The organism is Acidobacteriota bacterium (assembly GCA_040754075.1).
Classification (GTDB): Bacteria; Acidobacteriota; Blastocatellia; order UBA7656; family UBA7656; genus JBFMDH01.
In genome coordinates, this window is sequence record JBFMDH010000003.1 from 176372 (window position 1) to 197216 (window position 20845).

Below are 20845 nucleotides of genomic sequence, written 5' to 3' on the forward strand. Positions count from 1 at the left end.
CCCATCGCCTTTCATTGATTAAAAGTATACAAAATCCGCGATGCGTGATTTAGAATAACCACAGATGTTGTCCCCTTCATCAATTCACTGAATTCACCAAAGCCCCGCAATCAATCAAGCAGGTTTGCCCTTAGGCGCACCGATTCAACCTTTTGAATTTGTGCTGAAAGCCCTCAGAAGTTGTGAGGTAGATGCAAAATGTTTGGAAAAGAAAATCCCGTACTCTCAATCAAAGAAATCAAAAACCGGTATGTCAATGAATGGGTAGCCCTGGCGATTGCCGAAACCGATGCCGATGGCTTTGCCGCCGCAGGCGAAGTCATCACCCATGACAGAGATGAAAGTTTTGTGTGGACGGCGGTAAAACTGCGAGAAGTCGAAGACCCGATTTATGTCTTTTTCACCGGCACCAGGCGCAAGTTCCGAAACGTCGCGTAATGAATCAAAGCCGCTTCTTTAAAGCTTTGACGCAATCGCTCGCATAAAAACATCCAGGCTGATATTGCGTCCCGAAATAATCGCCGCTAGCGATTGACCTGTGAGTTTCGGCGAATGCAACGCCGCCAGACTCACCGCCGCAGACCCTTCAATCATCACATGCTCTTCGCGCGCAAATCGGTAAAGCGCCTCACCAATTTCCGCTTCACTGACAGTAATCATGTCATCGACGAAGCGCTGCACAATCGGAAACGTAATCGAACCGGGTTCGATGTTTCCCGCAAGCCCATCGGCAATGGTGTCGTCTTCGATGACTTCAATAATCTGCCCGGCTTTCAAAGCTTCCATCATCGTCGGCGTTGTAGCGGGTTCCGCGCCATAAATTTTGATTTGCGGATTCAAGGCTTTTGCGGCAAGCGCGATGCCGGCAATGAGTCCGCCGCCGCCAACCGGAATGACCATCGCGTCAAGGTGCGGCGCGTCTTCCAAAATTTCAAGCGCGATGGTTCCCTGTCCGGCAATCACTTCGAGGTCATTATAAGGCGAGACAAAAGTTTTGCCGCTTTCGCGTTCCATTTCACGCGCGGCGCGCTCGGCTTCGTCATAATTTGCGCCACGTTCGATGAGGGTGACGGGGAAGCGACGAATGGCTTCGACTTTGGCGCGCGATGCGGACTTTGGCACCACGATAGTTGCATCGATTTTCAAAACCTCAGCGCCGCGCGCGACCGCCAATCCGTGATTGCCCGCTGAAACCGTCAACACGCCGCGCGCTTTTTCTTCATCGCTGAGCGCCGTGAGTTTCGCCATCGCGCCGCGCAATTTGAAAGAGCCGGTCTGCTGAAAGCATTCCAGCTTTAAAAATATTTCGCGGCTGAGTTCTTTCGTAAGCCATCGCGAATACTCGGTCGGCGTGCGCCGCACCCATTCGGCGATGCGCGCGCGCGCCTGCTTCACTTGTTCGAGAGTAACTGAGTTCATAAAAATTTGAATTTCAGTAAATATCCAAATCGCGGGCTGAGACCACTTTGCCCGAATAAAATTGCTGCACCTCTTTTACCAAATCTGCTTCGCTGGTTCCCCAGAACAGTTGATGATACAAAATCAACAAACCGGGTTTGGTTTGCGTGGCGAGATCAGCGAGTTGGCGTGAAGAGGTATGAAAATTCGCATGATATTTTTGCCATTCGGGAGGACGGCGCGCAAACCCTGCGGTTGAATAGACCTCGTGAATCAACACATCGCAACCATCGCAATTGTCAATCACACTTTTTGCGGGCGTTGCATCACCTGAGATAACAATGGTTTTGTCGGGCGTTTCAAACCGAAAGCCGAACGCCTCGCGCCACGAGCCATGCGGCACGCGAAAGGCTTTCACGCGGACATTTTTATCCTGATAAATCATGCCGGGTTTGAGGTCTTCGGCAATCACCCGATAGCCGGTTTTGTTTGAGGGTTCCAACCCTTTGGTGCGGATTTCAATATCTTCTCGATAAGCCTGCAACAAATGATGAGACATGGTTTTGATGCCGCGTGGCCCGAAAACTTTTAATGGCTCCTGACGTTCCAGTGTCCACGGCGTGAAGATTAAATCGGCAAAACCCAACGTATGGTCAGAATGCAAGTGGGTCACGAACGCGGTTTTGAGTTTATCGACTTTCAATCCGGTCACGCCTTTTTGATAAGCGGCGGCGGCGCGACGCACCACGCCGGGTCCGCAATCAACAATGTAAGGCGTGTCATTGACGACAATCGCCACGCTTGGTCCCGAACGTTCGGGGTCGGCATTGGGTGTGCCGGTTCCAAGCATCACGATTTGCGTAATTGGCTGCTTGTTCGTTTGCGAATTATCGCTTGCGGGTTTGGTCGTATGGGTTGATGTAGCAACGACAAAAATAAAAATCAACGACAGGCAAGACATTTTGTATTTCAAGGAAATCACCTCCAAAACAATGCCAGGATGATTAATTGATACGCTCCATCACGGCGGCAAAAAAACCATCGGTGGCGTGAAGATGCGGAAAGGTTCTAACAAATCCTTCGCGGGTGATGCAAACATCCGGCGCGTTCGGCGCAAGCAATCGAAACCCTGAATTCATTTGCAGAAAATTCTGTACAACCGCTTCGTTCTCTTGGCGTTCGATTGAACAGGTCGAATAGACCAGTTTGCCGCCTGCTGCGACGACACTTGCGGCGCGGTCGAGTAATATCGCTTGCAAAGTTGCGAGCCGCTTGAGGTCATTCACCACCAGTCGCCATTTGATTTCAGGATTGCGCCTGAGCGTTCCGGTTCCCGAACACGGCGCGTCAAGTAAAACCCGGTCAAATGATTTTGCGCTTTCAACGAAGGGCAATCCTAGGGTGGCATCGCAAGCGACGGCGTCAACCGAAGTCACCCCCAACCGGTTGCAGGTGGTCATCAAGGTTTTCAAACGATGGGAATATAAATCGGCGGCAAGGATTTCCGCTTGATTATCGGTGAGCGCGGCAAGCAGCGAGGTTTTAGAACCCGGCGCGGCGCACATATCGAGAATGCGCTGTGCGGGTTTGACATCGAGTAATCGCGCGATGAGTTGCGAGGCTTCGTCTTGAATATAAATCCGCCCGGCTTCAAGGGCGCGTGTGAGGCTCGCTATTGAACCCTGTTCGACTACGAAAGCCTGACGAGCAATTTTAGAAGGCGCGATTTGCACACCGGCTTTGGTCAATTCGTCCAGCACTTCATCAACCTGTGCTTTCAGGGTATTGACGCGAAAAGCGAGCAAAGGCGTTTGATTATTGGCTCGCGCAAGTTCTGTGGCTTCAGTTTCGCCAAAGGTTTTTATCCAGCGTTCGAGCATCCAGCGCGGGTGCGAAACGGCTATCGCCAATTTTTCGAGCGCGTCGTTTATGCCTTCGCCCGGTTGGTCTTCGAGATGCCTCGCAGCGTTGCGAAGCGTTGCATTCACAAACGGCGCGGCGCTTGATTTGCGGGCAAATTTTACGAGTTTCACTGATTCATTGACCGCCGCCGATGGCGGAATGCGGGTCAGGAAACGCAGTTGATAAAGCCCCAGGCGAAGCGCCAGCAATACCGCTAAATCCAACTTTGCAATTTTTCGTCCGGCATATTTTTTGATGAAATAATCGAGGGTTTTTTGTTGGCGCAACACGCCGAGCACCAGTTCCTGGGTTAGCGCCTGATCTTCACGCGAAAGTTGGTTGAGGGATGCCAGCAACACCGATGCGTAAGCGTTTTCGGAAGCGACACGATTGAGAATTTCAAAAGCCACGCGCCGCGCGTGAGTGATTTCGGGGTGTTTACCTGACGGGGATTTTCGTTTTGCAGATTTCATCAAGCACGTCGATTATAGCGCAGCGCCGGTTCACGCGCCTGCAAAGATTACTCGACGGATTGTGAATTCCAGGCGTATTCACTTTCTTCATCTGCGGTAGTGGGGTTCGCGAAAATTTTATAACGAGCCGTCAGCGAAGCGGAGATGGCAGCCAGAAAACAGAATATCGGCGAATAGGCGTGCGATAACAGCGCCCCGGAAACCATGAAGCCGACAATACTGACTTCGATTGCCGAAGCCAGCCACCACAATTCCTGGGCTTCGGTTGCGTCACGCGCCAGGCGTCGCGCCCTGCGCGCACCCAAAATTGCCGTGATGATGATTGCCAGAAAACAGAGGATGCCGCCGACACCGAGTTCCGCCATGACTTGAATGAACGAGTTGTGCGGCGAGATATAAATGTGACCGTCGGATAAAACCCGATGCGCTTCGTTAAACGAGCCGATGCCTACGCCGGTCAGCGGATGAGTGATGAGCATTTTTATGCCGTTTTGCCAGACGCTTTTTCGCCCATGCCCATCCTGCATATTGTAGTCCTGCTCCAACGCAAAAATCGTATTGATACGATTCCAGAACGAAGCCGGCGCAGCCACCACGAAAAGCGTCGCGCAAACGAGCAGCCCGATTAACACATATTTTCGCGCTTCACTTGATGAGCGAACGAAAATGAACAGGCTGATGACCACCAAACCTAAAAAGCCGCCGCGCGAAGCCGTCTTCACCATTCCTAAAAGCATCAAGCCGATAGCGCAAAAGAGCAGGAGGCGAGATTTGAAACTTGCTTCTTTCATCAGGAAAAAAGCGAAAGGCAGGGTGACGACAAACAAGAGCGCCAGATCGTTTACATCATAAGTGCCGCCCACCATCATTCGTTGTTCGGCTTCATAAATCGAAACTTCGGGACCAAAGCCGGTCATAATCGCCAGCACGATCAGCGAACAACCCAAAACCAACGCCCCGGCAATCATTCGCGATGAGCGATTGTCTTTTGCGCCCTGCACCAACAGGTAAGCGAACACCACATTTTTGACAAAGGTTTCCATCAGAAAATTAACGCTGCCGCCGCGCCAGTAAGAGAACGGCAGGGTTAAAACGCCAAGAAGCAGAATGCCAAGCAGATATTTAAATTGGGGGATGTCACCTAAACGCCAGCGATTGGCAATCAGATGCGGGGTGGTAACAAAAATGATGGCAACCAGAGCGACGATGATTTTAACCAGCGGCAAACCATTCAATTTGGGAAAAAGCTGCATCAACTGCGTCACGAAAAACAGCGTCAATACCGATACGCCCAGCACAAACACCGACGGTTTGGTTTTCGCCGCCGCTTCAGACCGCGTTTCACTTTTACTCGCTTCGAGTTCGGTGTTGTCGGTGAATTCAAATGATTCGTATGTGCTGCTCATTTTGTAACTTTCTGTGATTATTCACCGCGCACCCAGACATTGCGTTTGCCGAAAATAAAGTAGAATAAGCCGACAATCGCCGCGGCGTTCATCACTGAAAAAACATAGACGACATTAAAAATTTTTACCCTGATTTTACGTTTAGCCAGAAGCCAACCAAACAACACACTCAGATAAAACCCCGATTGGAAAGCCAGCGCAGTTTTATAAAAAAGCGCCGCCAAATCACCCGCGTTTTGCAGGCAAATGCTGATATTGGCAATCAGCAAAATCATCATCAGGATGGGCGCGGCAAGGCGCAGCAATTTATGCGACCAGAATTGCCATAACAACAGATTGTTGGGAAATAACAATCTTGGCATCAACTGGCAGAGTTGATAATTGCCTGTCAGCGTCCGTGCTTTGCGGGAAAACTCGCGCCTTGCAGATTGAGGAGCACGGTCGTGCGCGGCGGCTGCGGGTTCATAAATGACGCGGCTGCCGCTTAAAGCGATTTGCATCGGCGTATAGACATCATCAAGGATAGTTTCCGGCGGCAAGGCTTTCCACAATTTTTTACGAATCGCATAAATCGCCCCGGTTGCGCCAATGATGGAATTGAACCTGCCTTCGTTTTGACGAATCCACGCTTCGTATTGCCAATAAAAGCCGACACCTTCGACCACCGTTGAACCGCCGGGTTTACTTATTACATAGGAACCGGAAACCGCGCCGACGGTGGCATCGGCAAAATTCGCAGCCAGTTCTTTGAGCGCCTGTGGTTCAAAGCTTTGTCGCGCATCGGCAAACACCAGGATGTCGCCGCTGGCATGTTGTACGCCGAGATTCAAGGCGCTCGGTTTGCCCCTGCGTTCCGGGTAATGCAACAGGCGCACGCTTTGACTGGTGAACGATTCTGCGCATTCAACGGTGCGGTCGGTTGAGCCATCCGAAACCACAATGATTTCCAAATGGGTTTTCGGATAATCGCTTTGCAATAGATTGTGAATTCTTGCGGCGATGTTTTTTTCTTCATTCAAACAGGCGATGATGACTGTAAGATGTGGCGTAAACGGTTGTTTGCTAACGTGTCTTCCGCGAAAGCGCGCAAGCATCCACACCGCGAGTGGATAGCCGACAAAGGTGTAAAGGAGTGCTGCTATGGAAAACCAGAAAAGAAATTTTGCCATGTTTGAATCACCGCAAATTAAACGTGAGCCAAAGCCTTCTGACAAGTTAAATTCGTAACTGTGTTCTGATTCCTGATTTGTTTATCAACGAATGGAAAAATTATTCGATTGACCATTTATTGGTTATTGAAGCCATCTCAGGTGTGCATCTCGATTCTTGGTTAGCGCCATATGATTAAAACAAATTCTTCCACTGATTCCAGTTTCAACATCAGGAAAGGTTTACCTGACCGCGATACCCAGGTCATCAGCAATGAAGCGTTTCATAAAGTCGAAACCCACAATGCTCAGCCGGAAATTTTTCCCAATGCTTTGCCTGATAAAAAAACATTAATCATTGGCAGCCTTTGCATCACCATTTTTGTCACGGCTTTTGTTCTGTTGTGGTGGAATAAATATCTTGGCATTACCAATGACGGCTGGCATTTTTTTCACGCGCAGAGAATGTTGAATGGCGAAATTCCTTATCGTGATTTTTATCTCTTCATTCCGCCGCTGCATCCTCTGCGACTGGCGCTTGAAATCAAACTATTCGGCAATTATTTAATCGTTCCGCAAATTTTCGGACTCCTTGAACGCTTGATTTTATTCGTGGTTTTATTCATCTGGCTGGCGCGCTTTTTCCCGGTCAAATACGCCTGCATAGGAGTTATCGCCGGAGCGGTTTTTTATCTCGCGGATTATTCCGAGACCCTCAGTTCATTGCATCACGAAGCGGTTTTTTTTCCGACACTAGCGGCTTTCAGTTTAAGCGCCGCTTATAGCAAATCTCATCGCCAAACCCGTTGGTTGATGGTTGCCGGGTTTTTTGCTGGACTCGCATTTTTAGGAAAGCAGACCTCGGGGCTTGGCATCACGGCAGCAATTCCCGGGTTTTTGATTTTCGCGGACTATAAATCCGGCTGGCGGTTGTTGGCGAAAAAGCTCGCGGCATTCGCCGCCGCTTTCATCTTGCCGGTCGGGATGGTTTTCAGTTGGCTTGCCGCAAATCATGCCTTTTCGCCGTTCATCGAACAGATTTTTCTTAAAGGTCCCACCAGTAAAGGCTCACTCGCGCAATTGCTGATTCGCCCGATTGCCATGACGCTTGAAGAACCTTATATGCGGCGCACGGCATTTTTGGCTCTGGCAATCATTATAGGGTGTGCTTATTTGATTTATCGCAGCAGAGGCAAAGCGACCAATCCCACAACCAACCGTCAGCTGTTGGTTATCACCACCGGCGCGTTTTTATCATTGGGCGCGGGAATAATGATTGCGAAATTGACGACGCTTTCTCTGCAATCCTATTTTGCCAAACTGGTTGAACAATTGCCGATGTACATCAGTCAAATCGGCATCCTCGCCATGTTGATTTATATCGCTCAACGATTTTTTCGCGGGAAATTCAACAAACAGGATTTACCCCTCGGCGCGTTTGTGTTTTGCGGCGCGGCGATTATTCTGACCCTCTCTTTTTCGTGGTCGGTTTATGTGTCGATGATTATTCCGGCGTTGCCTTTTTTAATCGCTTTGGCGCTCACCCATCTCGACAAGCGCCGCTTGACAGGTTTTGCGCGTTTTGGACTGCTCGCCGGATGCGCGTTGCTGATCATGTTCACCGTCGCGCAAAAACTTGAACGCCCTTATAACTGGGCGCACTGGATCGAACCGAGTGTCGAACAGGCGACAGTTGCTTCAACGCTTCCTGAGTTGCGTGGTATTCAAATGTCACCTTTAACCAGAGAGCGCGTCGAACGCATCACTCAGTTGATGCAAACTCATGCAAGCGAAACCGAGCCGGTTTTTGTCTATCCGCATCTGCCGATTTTTTATAGCCTCTCGCATCGTCGTCCAAGCACGTTTGCGAGTGTCCATTTTTTTGACGTCAATCCCGATTATGTCGCCAGACAGGATGCCGCCGAACTTTTGCAACATCCACCGGCGGTTATTGTCGATTTTCAGTTTACGCCTGAACAGATTGCCAATAACGAAATGCTGTTTCGCGGCGGCGCGCCAAGCGGGCAACGCGACATCGTTGACGCCATTCACCAATTGACGGTTAATTACCAGTTGCTCGAAAGCTACAGCTTGCCGAAAGGTAATGTGATTCGCGTCTGGGCAAAAAAGTCATGAAAGCGTAGGATGCAAACCATGCGTAAGTGGGAACCGCAGCTTAGAATTTTATATTTCGCGCCGCGTCTTTGCGTCCCGACCAATACCGGCGCGCACCTGCGCAATTTTCATCTCACGCGTGAACTGTCACAATCGGCGCGCGTGGTTTTTCTCTCTTTCCCGAATCAGGATTCAGAGACCGCTGTTGATACAGATGAAACCAAGGAATGGGGTGTCCAACGTGTAGTGACAGTGCCGCGAGCCGGCGGTTATTCTGCCGGTAAAATTTTGCGCGGCGCGGTTGGCAAAACCCCTTTGCCGATTCTCAACTACACCACAGACGATATGCACGAAACCCTTGCGCGATTACTCGATGAAGAAGATTTTCACATCGTGCAGATTGAAAGCGTGCAACTGTCCGCTTATCTGCCGACGATTCGCCGGGCGCGCTCAAAACCCTCAATCATTTGCGACTGGCATAATGTCGAATCGGAATTGATGCAACGTTACAGCGAACACGCTACGAATCCTGCCCGAAAAATGTATGCGCGAATGACAGCGCGGCGTCTGGAAGCGGTTGAACGCCGCGTGTTGCGCGATTGTGATGCCCATTTTACGGTCAGCCAACGCGACCGTTTGCGACTACTTGAGATGAACCCGAAGGCGCAAATTTCGGTTGCCGATAATGGCGTCGATGCGCGGCATTATTCCCCGCAAGCCTGTCAAAAAGCCTATGAACATTGGCTAAATAGCCTATCGGATAATTCTTTAAAAAATCGTTCGGCAATCAACGGACGCCCACGTTTGTTATTCGTCGGTTCGATGGATTATCACGCCAACATTGATGCGGCGCTCTATTTCGCGAATGAAATCTGGTCGGAGGTTTACCAGAAACACCCTGAAATGATTTTCACTATCGTTGGTCGCAATCCCGCAAAAGTGGTGCAGGAGTTGGCGAATTTACCCGGCATCGAAGTCACCGGCACTGTTGATGACGTGCGCCCTTTTTACGCCGAAGCCTTTGCCTCGGTTGTGCCTTTAAGAGTTGGCGGCGGTTCGCGTTTAAAAATTCTTGAATCAATGGCTGCGGGGGTGCCGGTCATTTCGACGCGACTTGGAGCCGAAGGCATAGCGGTGTGCGATGGCGAAAATATTTTACTTGCCGATAGCCAAGCGAGTTTAGCGCAGCACATATCACAGGTTCTTATTAATCGGGAATTGCAGAATAAATTAAGCCAAGCCGCGCAGACGCTCGTGCATAAAGGTTATGACTGGTCGGCAATCGGTAGCGTTTTATTGAACGCTTATGCGAAGCTATCGCAAGCCAATCGCTGGTCTTTTGAAAGCACCGGTGTCACGCTGACATCTTAGAAATCATTGTTGAACGGCTTTTATCGGGTGAAAGCGGTTTTCAAGGAACCAAACATTTCATGAAGTTACTGGCAATCATCGAAGCGGGTTCGATCACCGGACCTGCAAAAAATCTTCTGGCATTTTGCGAGAACGCCCGCTGTCATGCGTTTGATAATTTGCCGCGCATTGAAACCACGCTTGCGACCTTTCAAAGAGCCGGTTCTGCAAACTCATCGAATGAATTCATCGCCTGCGCTCAAGAGAAATCCATTCCCATCGAAATCATCGAAGAACGGTTTCGTTTCGACACCCGCATCATTGGTGATGTGAAAAAGCTGGTCAACCAATTGCAGCCCGAGGTCATTCAAACGCACAACGTCAAATCGCATTTTTTAGTGAACGCATCGGGACTGTGGCGCGATATTCCCTGGGTGATCTTTCATCACGGCTACACGGCGACCGATTTCAAAATGCAGCTTTACAATCAACTGGATCGCATCTCGATTAGAAATGCGGCGCGCGTCGTCACCATGAATCAGGCATTTGGGCAGCACCTTGAAGCCATTGGCGCGAAATCTGCAAGCATTAGAATTTTGCACAATGCGGTTGACGTCGAAAATCTGACGAATATCAATCAACAGGAAACAGAAAATTTAAAAACCCGTTTGGGCATCGCTGATAATCAACCCGTTGTAATTGCCATCGGACGATTATCGAAAGAAAAGGGACACCTTGATTTAATTCGCGCCTTTGCGCGGTTGCTTGAACTCGATGCGCAAACATCAGCCAGATTGTTGATTGTCGGTGATGGTCCTGAACGCCCTGTACTTGAAGAAACGGCAAATAATCTGGGACTCAAAGCGCGTGTGGTATTTGCAGGGCAAATAAGTGATGTGAAGCCATTTTACGCGCTGGCTGATTTGCTGGTTTTGCCTTCACATTCTGAAGGCTCGCCCAATGTTTTACTTGAAGCGATGGCGGCGCGTGTGCCTGCGATTGCGACAGCGGTCGGCGGCGTACCGGAAATCGCTACGCATAATGAAACGGCGTGGCTGGTAAACGCGCGCGATACGCAAGCGATGGCTCAGGCGATGCGAACCCTGTTGACGGAGCGGGCATGGGCTTTGCAGCTTGCCGAAAATGCCCAACAACACATCATCAAGCATCATTCGCCCGATGCCCGTTTGCGGTCATTGCTGGAAATTTATCGAGAGGTTGTGCCAACCAGCATCGAGAATCAAGTTTCGGTTGCGCGTTGGTAAATGCCTGGGTTTTTAATACGAAAATAATGAACGAAGGCTCAGTAAAAATTTTAGAACCGCAAACTGCTGGTGAAGTTGTTGGAGAAACGCCATCATTTGCGGCACGGGCGCGTTCCTGGGTTAAAGCAGTTTTCTTTTTCATCTATCTCTATTGCGGCTATGTGCAATTGCGCGATTATTGTCTGGCGTTACTTGGTCGTTCACGCGCCGTGGTGCTGTATTATCATCGACTCGGTAAAGCCGATGTGTTGACCCGCGCGCCGGAACAATTCAGCGAAGACCTCAACTATTTAAAGCAACATTACGACTGCATCAGCCTGCGCGAACTGTGCCAGCGTTTGCAAAGTAAACAGGCGTTTCGTCGTCGCGCTGTGGTCATAACCTTCGATGATGGGTATCGCGACAATTACCTGCTGGCGGCGCCGATGTTGAAAAAAGCTGGAATTACCGCAACATTTTTCGTTTCCACTGGATATATGGGAACCGAGCGCGACTTTCTACATGATTTGCGAGATGAAAAAGAAGTTTCAGAAAAACCGCTGCGGTTCCCGAAACTGACTTGGGATGATTTACGTGAGATGGAACGCGAGGGGTTTGAAATCGGTTCGCATACCGTCAATCACACGAATATGGGAAAAACGGATAAAGTGAGCATTGAACGGGAAATTGTCGGCTCACTTGCAATGCTGAATTGCGAACTCAATGAACGACCGCGCGCTTTCTCGTTTCCCTGGGGGAAACCCGATGACATTTCCGATTACGCGCTGGAAATCGTCCGGCAAGCCGGTTATTACACCGCCGTGTCGGCGTATGGCGGAAGCAATACGCGCGGCGCAAATCTATTCAACATCCATCGCGTGGATGTTGGCAACGGTGAACTGAGCCGCCTTGCGATGCGCGCCCGGGTTGCAGGTTTTGACCCGGACTTTTATCGGTTGAAATTAAAAAATAGAAATATCTAAACGTTACCTGGCTGTACTGGCATTAAATCAGATGTTACCCGCAACCCAGACAATCGATACACCCCTCCCGAAGACTTGGTCTCTGGCTTTTGTGAACCTGCGCAAACTCTTACTTCTTTTCTGGGCATTCATCGCATTTTTCTTTTATCTATCTGCCAGCGCGCAGGCAAAAACGATTTATGTTGCGTCGAATGGTAAAGACAGTAATTCCGGCACACTTCAACGTCCCGTGGCATCGCCCGCGCAGGCGCTGGCAATGAGCGAAGCGGGCGATACGATTTACCTGAGAGCCGGACGTTACTCGATCAATCATTTTTTGTGGGTTGATAAACCCGGCATCACCATCGCTTCTTATCCGAAAGAGCGCGCCACCCTCACAAGCGGCACCGAAGAAACCGATAGCAACGCCAACAACATTCTCATTCTGGTCGCCGACAATATTTCCATCCTTGATATAGACATCGAAGGCGGTTCGTATTACGGCATTAAAATCGACATTGACCGCGCGCAAACCACCAAAGGCGTCACCCTTCGCGGTTGTCGCATACGCAACACCGGACGCGATTGCATCAAAAGCTTTCGCGCCGATAAATTGCTCATTGAAAATTGTGAAATCGGCCCATCGGGCATACGCGACGCATCAAACGCCGAAGGCATTGATGCCATTGCTTCTGTCGGCATCACCATTCGCGGTTGTTACATACACGACACTGCGACCAACGGGCTTTATTTAAAAGGCGGAACCCGTGAAGGTTTGGTTGAGCGCAATCGCCTCGAACGCGCGGGACATGCAGGGATATTGCTTGGACAGGACACCGACGAAGCGGCGATGCGCGACGGCGCAAAGTATGAAGCCCTCAATTGCGTTGCGCGAAATAATATCATCAGTGACACGCGGGGAGCGGGCATCGGTTCTTATTCGGGAAGCCAGATTCGTTTTGAAAACAACACGCTTTACGATGTAGCGAAACAGATGCAGGCGGGTTTTTATGTTGTGACCAACAGCCGCGCGGTGATGGCTGAAAAAATTTCTTTCAAAAATAATATTGTGGTTGTCTTGAGCGAACGCCCGCTGGTGTTGATTAAAAATTTAGGCGACCCGCTCCTGTGTGATACGAACATCTGGTTCAGCCCCAGGCAAGCCAACAATTTTCATCGCGAAGTCGAACTTGCAGGCAAATTCGATAAATGGAGTTTTGCGGATTGGCAGCGCCAGTTGCGAATTGATGCGCACTCGTTTTTTGCTGACCCACTGCTTGACCCGGCAAGCCTGTTCAAACCGCGCGCCGGAAGCCCTGCATTTGACAGCGGCGAACAGTTGCCGGAAATCAAAACCGATTATAGAGGCAACCCCAGACCACAAGGTGCGGCTTTTGACATCGGCGCTTACGAAGTGGGCGGCAACCACGAATCTGCGACAACCGCTTTGCCCGAACGCAACCCTGACGTTCCCGATACCAACGCCGAAATCGAAGAAAAGGACGAAACATTTGTCTCAAGAAAAAAACAAATCCTTGTTATAGTTTTTTCGGTACTGTCCGGGATATTGATTGTTTTATGTATCTACTGGTTTCGCGCCAAAAACCGTGCTCCCAAAAATATCCGCATCTAGGTGAAGCCAACAGCAAAGTGATTGAGCAATGATACGAGTAGAGAGGATTAACACCGATACCGCATTTCAACAACTCGCGCCGATCTGGAATCAAATTCTGGAAGCGAGCGCGAGCAACACGCTGACCCTCACCTTTGAATGGCTCTCCTGCTGGTGGCAAACCTTTAAAGAAAATCGCGGGTTATACATTCTGCTGGCGCGTGATGGAGAAGCCATCATCGGCATTGCGCCACTGCTGAAACGCGCGGTTCAACACTTAGGTGTGCTTCCCTATCAACGCCTTGAATTCCTCGCTTCGGGCGAAGATGAAGCGGACGAAATTTGCTCGGACTATCTCGATTTCATCTGTGTGCGCGGACGCGAAACCGATGCTTTAACGGCGATAGTCACTTATCTCAATCAAAACAGCAGCGATTGGGATGAAATTCTGCTGACCGATATTTCCGGCGAATCAATCAACCTGCCAATCCTTGAAAAACTTTGCGAGCAATACCGGATGCCGGTGCAAACCGTAGGTGAAGCCATTGCCGTTTACCTGCCGCTCAATCAAAGTTGGGAATCCATTGTGCAAAATGTCGGCAGCCATTTTCGCAGGCGCATTCGTCAGGATCGTCAGGTCTTTTCGGATTTTGGCGGAGAGTTTCGCATCATTGACACAGGCGAAGGCTTTGCCGAAGGGTTTGCAACGCTCATCGAGTTGCATCAAAGTCGCTGGGAATCGAAAGCCGAGTCAGGGGTTTTTGCCAGTCCACGCTTTGTGGAATTTCATCAACGATTTGCTGAACAAGCAATTGAACAAGGTTGGCTGCGGTTATATGTCGCGCTTAAAAACGGTGAACCTTTTGCGGCAATTTATAACTTTTTTTACAACCGCAAAGTGTATTACTACCAAAGCGGCGTCAATATCGCAGCGAGCGGTTTACATAGCCCTGGCATTTTATTGCAGGGCTTGGCGATTGAAGACGCCATGCGAAGCGGGCTTTGGGAGTATGATTTTTTGAAAAGCCCGGAAGGCAGTTATAAATTCAAATGGCGACCTCAGACGCGCCCACTTCTGCAAGTGCGCCTTGCGCAATCGCAAGCCAAAGAGCGGGTTTACCGGGCAACGACAAAAATGCTGAATGGCTTAAAAAATTTCAAACGCGGTTTACGAAATAAGGCGGCTCTGTAATCGCGCGAAGTTTAGTTATGAGCAAACGAGAAGTAGCGGCAAAAATTTTAGATAACCCGTTGGTGCGCGGCTTGTGGCGTGTGGCGACGCCCTTGAGAAACGGTTTGCGCATTCTGGCTTATCATCGCATCTTTGATTCTACAGATAGTGAATTTCCATTTGATGAAGCGGTGATCAGCGCCTGCACCGAGGCGTTTTATCAGCAGATGAAATTTGTTCAGCGTAATTTTGAGGTCATCTCGTTTGCTGATTTAGATGAGTGCGAACGAAAAGGTCGCCCGTTTCCGCGTCGCGGATTGATTATTACTTTCGATGACGGCTATCGCGATAATTACACCCACGCTTATCCGATTCTCAAACAGCTCAATTTACCGGCAACCATTTTTCTGGTCACCGGCCACATCGGCTCAGCAAAATTATTCTGGTGGGACATGGTCTCTTATTGCATTAAACATACGCCGCTCAAAGAAAAAATCTTTCACGACATTTCGCATCAAAAAATGAGATTGATTGATAGCCGCGATAAAGCCTTCATCATTCAATTGATTCTCGGATGGATTAAACATGTCCCGGACGATGTGAGCCGCCGGTTTGTTGAAAAATTGCCCGCAGAACTTGAAGTCGATTTATCGAATGAAGTTGGTCAGGGCGTGTGTCTCGCCTGGGAAGAGGTGCGTGAAATGGCTGCAAATCGCATTGAATTCGGCTCACATACGGTGACTCATCCAATCCTGGCTAACGTTAGCGAAGAACGATTGAACTGGGAAATTTCAGAAAGCAAAAAAACCATCGAGCAACAGGTTGGCAAAGAAGCCCTGGTGATGGCTTATCCGGTCGGACGTAAAACCAAATTCAGCAAACTGGCGCAGGAAGCCGCCGCTCATCACGGTTTTCGTTTTGCCGTCTCTTATGAAGAAGGCGTCGTCCTGCAAAAAAACTACAATCGTTATGCGATGCCGCGCGTTCATGTGGAAACCGAATATACCCGCAATCTTTTCCGCGCCAATTTAATGTTTCCCAATTTAATGTTGAGCGGCAGTCAATGGCCGCATTTAGCTCTGGAATTCACCGAGAATTTTCATTTATCTTCTAAAGAGCTTGCTTGAGGGTTTCCTTATATCCCCGCAATTTCCATCAGGCAAGAGAGCAAACTGTGAACACACTCAGTGAAAATGAAATGAATTTGAGCGATGAACTGGTTGCCGCCTGTGTCGCTACGAAAACGCCGCTTGCCGTCATGCAGGTCGTCTGGTCGCTGGTTGCCGGTGGTTCGGAAATGTACGCCTACACGGTGGCTGCCAATTTGAATGCCGAACGGTTCAGCAGTTCGCTTTGCGCCATTGATAAAGGCGGCGCGCTGGAACCGGAAATTCGCAGAAAAGCGATTCCCTATTTTGTAATGAATCGACGCAACGGGTTGGATTTCGCCTTGATGTGGCGAATGTATCGTCTGCTCAAATCTCAACGGATTCGCGTCATTCACACGCATCATTTCAATCAACTGTTTTACAGTGTCATCGGCGCGAAACTCACGGGTGCGCGCATCGTTCACATGGAACATTCCATTGAATATTTGAAAAGCAAAAAATTCCGCCTGGCATTGAAATTTCTATCCTTCTTTTGTGACAAAGTCATGGCTATCGGCAATGACGGACTGACGGTTTTAAAAGAGCAGGTGGGCATTCATCCTCGCAAACTGGAAATCGTGCGCGCCGGCGTTGACCCGGCAATCTATGCGGAAGAAAAAAAACAAGCGCGACAGGCGCTGGGATTGAATGCCGACGCTAAAATCATTGCCATCATCGCCCGGTTGTTCCCTGAAAAGAATCACCTGTTGCTGCTTGCAGCTTTCGCCGAAGTTGTTCGTCGCCTATCGAATGCGCAACTGCTGATTGTCGGCGATGGCACTGAACAGAAAATCATCGAAGAAAAAATTAATGAATTGCATTTAACCGCTAGTGTGCAGATGCTCGGTGTGCGCCGCGATGTGCCGCGCATTCTGGCGGCAGCCGATGTTTTTGCGCTCTCATCAGACCGCGAAGGTTTGCCGATTGCCGTGCTCGAAGCAATGGCAGCCGGAAAGCCTGTGGTGGCGACAGCCGTTGGCGATTTGCCGATGGTTGTTAAAGATGGTGAAACCGGACGCCTGGTGCCGCCGAAAAATTCTCAGGCTTTTGCCGACGCGCTTTGTGAAATTTTGAGTGATTCAGACCTTGCCTCAAAGATGGGCGCAAATGCCAGACGCGCGAGCGAAAATTACAGCCTTCGCGCTATGATTGAAAAATTTGAAAAACTCTATTCGGGCAAATGAACCTTAGAGGGTTGAACCGAACACCAGTAGGCAATTTGATTGCTGCTTTTCAGGATGAATAATGAGCGTGCGCTTTACCCAGATGGAACCAGATAACGCAAGCCCGGTTGCCTTAGCAACTCAAAACCTTGTGCGCCAAAAAGCTTTATCGGAAACCGCACCAACCTCAACGCCTTTAACACCAAGCGAAAATAAAATGACGGTTGTGGTGGCGCGAACGGTTGATGAGTTAAAACCGCATCTCGACGCCTGGAAAAAACTCGCCGCCACTGTCATCGAACCGAATGCGTTTTATGAATCGTGGATGCTTGTGCCGGCAATTGAAGTCTTAGGCAAAGAAACGGATTTATATGTTGTTTTAATTTACGCAACCGACCCGTTGCACCCATTTGGAGAAAAGATTTTATGCGGGTTGTTTCCGCTTGAACGGTTGCGAAACTACAAAATATTTCCGCTTGCCACGTTTCGTTTCTGGAAAAGCCTTCATGGTTTTTTATGCACGCCGTTAATTCACACGGAATTCGCGCACCGTTGTTTAGCGACATTTTTCGATTGGCTTAAATCTCCTGCCGCGCCTGCAAAATTAATGGAATTTTATTCGGTAGCCGGTGACGGTCTGTTTTACCGATTATTGATTGATGAATTGAATAATCGCGGTTGTTTGACATTTTCTTCCGACAGTTACAATCGCGCCATGTTCAAACCGCATACCAGCGAACCATCGGTGGTCGAAGGCATTTCGGGGCGACATAAAAAAGAGTTGCGCAGGAAACTAAATCGCCTGGCAGAAGAAGGCGCGGTTGAATTCGTCGCGCTTGAATTTGAAGACGAGGTGGATGCCTGGATTCAGGAATTTTTAACCCTTGAAGCGATGGGCTGGAAAGGGCAGGAAGGCACGGCTTTTGCCGCAGACGTTGAACAAAAAAGGTTTTTTGAAAAGGTAGTGAAAAACGCCTTTGCCAACGGGCGATTGATGATGCTGGCTTTGCGACTGGGCGGCAAAGCGATTGCGATGAAATGTAATTTCCTGTCGGGTCGCGGTTCATTCGCTTTTAAAATCGCTTTTGATGAGCACTATTCGCGCTTTTCGCCGGGTGTGTTATTAGAGATGGAAAATATGCGTCGCTTAGAAGCGATGCCTGAAAGAGAGTGGATGGATTCCTGCGCCGTGGCAGAGCATTTTATGATTAACCGGTTGTGGACGTCGCGCCGCAACATTACAACATTGCTGGTTTCGACCGGCAAAGGCTCTGCCGATTTATTGGTTTCAACGCTCCCGCTTTTGCGCTGGCTCAGTCGCAAATTGAAAGGGATAAAGAAGAGGAGTTAAGATGAGCGCACAATTGGTAATGGGAAAGGCAATGACAAACGCTTCCGCGAATCCATCAACGACGAACCGTAACTTGCTGGAGATTAACCAAGCCGAGTTTCGCGAAAATTTTAATCGCCAGTCATTTTTCATCCGTCACTATTTAACCGGGCAGCAATTGTTTGAACTGCCGCGATTGATTGAATTAGCCAAACAACTGCCCGCTGAATTTGTTGAATATAACACCGGTACGATTCCAATCAATCAAGACCCCACACTGACACCCCAAAACGGACTTTCAGTGGAAGAGACTATTCGCCGCATCGAAGCCTGTAGGTCATGGCTGGTCTTGAAATATGTCGAAACCGCCCCCGAATATAAAAAGCTTCTGGATGATTGTCTTGATGAAATCAAACCGTTTTCAGAACCCTTAGCGCCGGGGATGCGCAAACGCGAAGGCTTTATTTTTATCACCTCGCCCGGTTCAGTAACGCCTTATCATATCGACCCCGAATATAATTTTCTTTTACAAATTCGCGGCAATAAAACCATGAGTGTGTGGAACCCTGCGGATCGCGCGGTGCTCAGCGAACAGGAACTCGAACAATATTTATCGGGCGGGCATCGCAATTTGGTTTACAAAGACGAGTATCAAGCGAAGGCGAAAGAATATCATTTAACGCCCGGAATGGGTTTGCACGTTCCGGTGACTGCGCCGCACTGGGTGCAAAACGGCGATGCGGTATCGGTTTCATTCAGCATTACCTTTCGCAATCCGGCATCCGACCGGCGCAACCTCATCTACACCACGAATGCCTATTTGCGAAAACGTGGTTTGAACCCCAAGCCTTTTAATGAATCGCGCTGGCGCGACGAAATAAAATTTAATTCCTATCGCGTGGTGAGAAAAATCAAAGGCGTGCTGGGAAGTAAAAAGTAAAAAGTAAAAAGGCAAAAGTAAAAAGTCAGGAAAGCTGTTTAGTTCATTGCGCCAAACCGATTTCCAAAACAACAATCAAGAAGGCAAAAGTGAAAATTGAAACTCACTTTTGCCTTTTTACTTTTTACTTTTTACTTGATACGGGCAATGACGGCAGTTTGCATCACAGCAAGAACCGCGCTTTAACAGATAGGCGCTTGTAAAAATCATAAACCGACCTTCAAAATAGAAATCGGCTCCCTCAATCAATTCCAAAGTCGCGATGGGATTCGCAGGGATTGATTTTTTAACTTCATGGCGGTTCATTACTGGCTTACCAAAAATGTAAAACAAAATTTCGCAAAAGGCGTTAGATAGATTTTATTTTGCCACTCTTGAAGAGGAGAACATGTTCACAATTTTCCGAACGGTTGGTTTATTGACTTTATCCAACATCTTTATGACCTTCGCCTGGTATGGGCATCTCAAAAATTTAAACAACCGAAAATGGTACGTCGCCGCGCTGCTCAGTTGGGGCATTGCGCTGTTTGAGTATCTTTTACAGGTTCCGGCAAACCGCATCGGCGCAACCGAACTGAGCGTCCCGAAACTGAAAATTATGCAAGAGGTCATCACGCTTTGCGTGTTTGCGCCATTTGCGATTTTTTATATGCAGCAACCGTTGAAACTCGATTACCTGTGGGCAGGGCTTTGTCTGCTCGGCGCGGTCTATTTTATCTTTCGCTCTTAACAGAGGTCGCAGTCTTCAGACCACTTGCTCAACCAACGCCATGTTTCGCGAAACGATTAGCTGGCATTCAGGCACATCTGGTAAAGCGCTCTGGAAAAATCGCCTTTGACGCCCAGCATTTCGCGAAGTGCGGCTTTGGCTTTTTCCTGCGCCTCGCGGGTGTCGGCAAATTTTTCGATAATCGCGAGCGCGCGTTCGGCGTGGTCTTCATCTTCGCCAATGTGAATGAGCAGATATTCCACATCGTTTTTCGATAAACCGTAGTTGGTTTGCAAAGACCGGGCGAACATTGCGAAAAATTGCGGAATCGAATATTCGATACCGACACCGATTGCTGTCATGCCTTCGACGAACGACTGGTCGTGAGTGATGCGCAAACAAAAATTCACATAGGCAGTGGTTTCAGGAAGCGGCGCAACCGAATGGAGTTCTTCATCAGTTGCGCCGAGACTTTTCGCCAGGCGTTGAATCAATCGGTAATGGTCGCGTTCGATTTTACCTTTGCCATGTTCTTCCCAGAGATTTTCCGCAAGCAAAGCCTGCGCGTCGCGATGCGGGCAATTGGCATGAATGCCGCTCACGAACCGCGTAAACGGTTCGACGATGAGTGACGCCTGCAACATCCAGAGCTTGAGCGCCTCGCGACTCAGTTGCCCTTGCTGAATCGCCTCAAAAATCGGGTCGCGGCTGGATGCTTCGCGAAGAATGTCAAGTAGTTCTTCGCGAAATAATTTTCCTTTGGGTTGTGACATG

The 20845-nt window shown here is 49.2% G+C and carries 19 protein-coding genes; 12 read left to right on the forward strand and 7 right to left on the reverse strand.

The genetic code is table 11. The annotated features are described in order from the left end of the window. Positions 1–198 precede the first annotated feature (198 nt). Positions 199–438, forward strand: coding sequence for a hypothetical protein (locus tag AB1757_04565; protein MEW6126315.1), 240 nt, complete (start codon positions 199–201; stop codon positions 436–438). 18 nt (positions 439–456) lie between these two features. Here AB1757_04565 and AB1757_04570 read toward each other — a convergent pair whose 3' ends face one another. Genes AB1757_04570 through AB1757_04590 form a run of 5 tightly spaced genes read right to left on the reverse strand, consistent with a single transcriptional unit; the run spans position 457 to position 6348 of the window. Continuing rightward, positions 457–1419: a threonine/serine dehydratase gene (locus tag AB1757_04570; GenBank protein MEW6126316.1), complete on the reverse strand. Its 963-nt coding sequence runs from the start codon at positions 1417–1419 to the stop codon at positions 457–459. 13 nt (positions 1420–1432) lie between these two features. Beyond that, entirely contained in the window at positions 1433–2380 is a 948-nt protein-coding gene (locus AB1757_04575) for an MBL fold metallo-hydrolase (protein ID MEW6126317.1), read from the reverse strand. A 22-nt stretch (positions 2381–2402) separates the two neighbouring features. Then, positions 2403–3773 carry a 16S rRNA (cytosine(967)-C(5))-methyltransferase RsmB gene (gene rsmB, locus AB1757_04580; GenBank protein ID MEW6126318.1) on the reverse strand — a complete coding sequence of 457 codons (1371 nt, stop codon included), beginning with the start codon at positions 3771–3773 and terminating at the stop codon, positions 2403–2405. Between the two features lie 47 nt (positions 3774–3820). Continuing rightward, a complete protein-coding gene (locus tag AB1757_04585; GenBank protein MEW6126319.1) occupies positions 3821–5179 on the reverse strand; it encodes an O-antigen ligase family protein in 1359 nt (452 codons plus the stop codon). 17 nt (positions 5180–5196) lie between these two features. Next, positions 5197–6348, reverse strand: a complete 1152-nt coding sequence (locus tag AB1757_04590; GenBank protein ID MEW6126320.1) for a glycosyltransferase family 2 protein — start codon at positions 6346–6348, stop codon at positions 5197–5199. A gap of 171 nt (positions 6349–6519) precedes the next feature. Between AB1757_04590 and AB1757_04595 the strand changes: the two genes are divergently transcribed. The 10 genes from AB1757_04595 to AB1757_04640 all read left to right on the forward strand — a co-directional run bounded on the left by AB1757_04595 (position 6520) and on the right by AB1757_04640 (position 19362). Further along, entirely contained in the window at positions 6520–8463 is a 1944-nt protein-coding gene (locus AB1757_04595) for a glycosyltransferase family 39 protein (protein ID MEW6126321.1), read from the forward strand. An 18-nt stretch (positions 8464–8481) separates the two neighbouring features. Further along, a complete protein-coding gene (locus AB1757_04600; GenBank protein MEW6126322.1) occupies positions 8482–9813 on the forward strand; it encodes a glycosyltransferase family 4 protein in 1332 nt (443 codons plus the stop codon). A 59-nt stretch (positions 9814–9872) separates the two neighbouring features. Continuing rightward, on the forward strand, positions 9873–11057 hold the full coding sequence (locus AB1757_04605) for a glycosyltransferase family 4 protein (GenBank protein ID MEW6126323.1): 1185 nt from the start codon (positions 9873–9875) through the stop codon (positions 11055–11057). Positions 11058–11083: 26 nt separating this feature from the next. Further along, complete coding sequence (locus tag AB1757_04610) at positions 11084–12019, forward strand: polysaccharide deacetylase family protein (protein MEW6126324.1); 936 nt, start codon at positions 11084–11086, stop codon at positions 12017–12019. Positions 12020–12050: 31 nt separating this feature from the next. Further along, positions 12051–13631, forward strand: coding sequence for a right-handed parallel beta-helix repeat-containing protein (locus tag AB1757_04615; protein MEW6126325.1), 1581 nt, complete (start codon positions 12051–12053; stop codon positions 13629–13631). Positions 13632–13659: 28 nt separating this feature from the next. Continuing rightward, positions 13660–14802 carry a GNAT family N-acetyltransferase gene (locus tag AB1757_04620; protein MEW6126326.1) on the forward strand — a complete coding sequence of 381 codons (1143 nt, stop codon included), beginning with the start codon at positions 13660–13662 and terminating at the stop codon, positions 14800–14802. Positions 14803–14819: 17 nt separating this feature from the next. Continuing rightward, complete coding sequence (locus AB1757_04625; protein ID MEW6126327.1) at positions 14820–15908, forward strand: polysaccharide deacetylase family protein; 1089 nt, start codon at positions 14820–14822, stop codon at positions 15906–15908. Positions 15909–15955: 47 nt separating this feature from the next. After that, the gene (locus AB1757_04630; protein MEW6126328.1) at positions 15956–17113 is read left to right on the forward strand and encodes a glycosyltransferase; all 1158 of its coding nucleotides are present in this window, start codon (positions 15956–15958) and stop codon (positions 17111–17113) included. A gap of 61 nt (positions 17114–17174) precedes the next feature. Further along, positions 17175–18443: a GNAT family N-acetyltransferase gene (locus AB1757_04635; protein MEW6126329.1), complete on the forward strand. Its 1269-nt coding sequence runs from the start codon at positions 17175–17177 to the stop codon at positions 18441–18443. A 1-nt stretch (position 18444) separates the two neighbouring features. Further along, on the forward strand, positions 18445–19362 hold the full coding sequence (locus AB1757_04640) for a cupin-like domain-containing protein (GenBank protein ID MEW6126330.1): 918 nt from the start codon (positions 18445–18447) through the stop codon (positions 19360–19362). A 117-nt stretch (positions 19363–19479) separates the two neighbouring features. Here the strand turns inward: AB1757_04640 and AB1757_04645 are convergent, their stop codons facing one another. Then, positions 19480–19668 carry a DUF5522 domain-containing protein gene (locus AB1757_04645; GenBank protein ID MEW6126331.1) on the reverse strand — a complete coding sequence of 63 codons (189 nt, stop codon included), beginning with the start codon at positions 19666–19668 and terminating at the stop codon, positions 19480–19482. An 82-nt stretch (positions 19669–19750) separates the two neighbouring features. Between AB1757_04645 and AB1757_04650 the strand changes: the two genes are divergently transcribed. Beyond that, on the forward strand, positions 19751–20092 hold the full coding sequence (locus AB1757_04650) for a DMT family protein (GenBank protein ID MEW6126332.1): 342 nt from the start codon (positions 19751–19753) through the stop codon (positions 20090–20092). A 56-nt stretch (positions 20093–20148) separates the two neighbouring features. Here the strand turns inward: AB1757_04650 and AB1757_04655 are convergent, their stop codons facing one another. Further along, positions 20149–20844, reverse strand: coding sequence for an iron-containing redox enzyme family protein (locus tag AB1757_04655; GenBank protein ID MEW6126333.1), 696 nt, complete (start codon positions 20842–20844; stop codon positions 20149–20151). Position 20845: the final 1 nt, after the last annotated feature.

Bases quoted from the DNA above. Each gene is read 5' to 3' on its own strand.
- AB1757_04565 (MEW6126315.1), top strand. From the start codon at position 199: ATGTTTGGAAAAGAAAATCCCGTACTCTCAATCAAAGAAATCAAAAAC.
- AB1757_04570 (MEW6126316.1), bottom strand. From the start codon at position 1,419: ATGAACTCAGTTACTCTCGAACAAGTGAAGCAGGCGCGCGCGCGCATC.
- rsmB (MEW6126318.1), bottom strand. From the start codon at position 3,773: ATGAAATCTGCAAAACGAAAATCCCCGTCAGGTAAACACCCCGAAATC.
- AB1757_04585 (MEW6126319.1), bottom strand. From the start codon at position 5,179: ATGAGCAGCACATACGAATCATTTGAATTCACCGACAACACCGAACTC.
- AB1757_04590 (MEW6126320.1), bottom strand. From the start codon at position 6,348: ATGGCAAAATTTCTTTTCTGGTTTTCCATAGCAGCACTCCTTTACACC.
- AB1757_04595 (MEW6126321.1), top strand. From the start codon at position 6,520: ATGATTAAAACAAATTCTTCCACTGATTCCAGTTTCAACATCAGGAAA.
- AB1757_04600 (MEW6126322.1), top strand. From the start codon at position 8,482: ATGCGTAAGTGGGAACCGCAGCTTAGAATTTTATATTTCGCGCCGCGT.
- AB1757_04605 (MEW6126323.1), top strand. From the start codon at position 9,873: ATGAAGTTACTGGCAATCATCGAAGCGGGTTCGATCACCGGACCTGCA.
- AB1757_04610 (MEW6126324.1), top strand. From the start codon at position 11,084: ATGAACGAAGGCTCAGTAAAAATTTTAGAACCGCAAACTGCTGGTGAA.
- AB1757_04615 (MEW6126325.1), top strand. From the start codon at position 12,051: ATGTTACCCGCAACCCAGACAATCGATACACCCCTCCCGAAGACTTGG.
- AB1757_04620 (MEW6126326.1), top strand. From the start codon at position 13,660: ATGATACGAGTAGAGAGGATTAACACCGATACCGCATTTCAACAACTC.
- AB1757_04625 (MEW6126327.1), top strand. From the start codon at position 14,820: ATGAGCAAACGAGAAGTAGCGGCAAAAATTTTAGATAACCCGTTGGTG.
- AB1757_04635 (MEW6126329.1), top strand. From the start codon at position 17,175: ATGAGCGTGCGCTTTACCCAGATGGAACCAGATAACGCAAGCCCGGTT.
- AB1757_04640 (MEW6126330.1), top strand. From the start codon at position 18,445: ATGAGCGCACAATTGGTAATGGGAAAGGCAATGACAAACGCTTCCGCG.
- AB1757_04645 (MEW6126331.1), bottom strand. From the start codon at position 19,668: ATGAACCGCCATGAAGTTAAAAAATCAATCCCTGCGAATCCCATCGCG.
- AB1757_04650 (MEW6126332.1), top strand. From the start codon at position 19,751: ATGTTCACAATTTTCCGAACGGTTGGTTTATTGACTTTATCCAACATC.
- AB1757_04655 (MEW6126333.1), bottom strand. From the start codon at position 20,844: ATGTCACAACCCAAAGGAAAATTATTTCGCGAAGAACTACTTGACATT.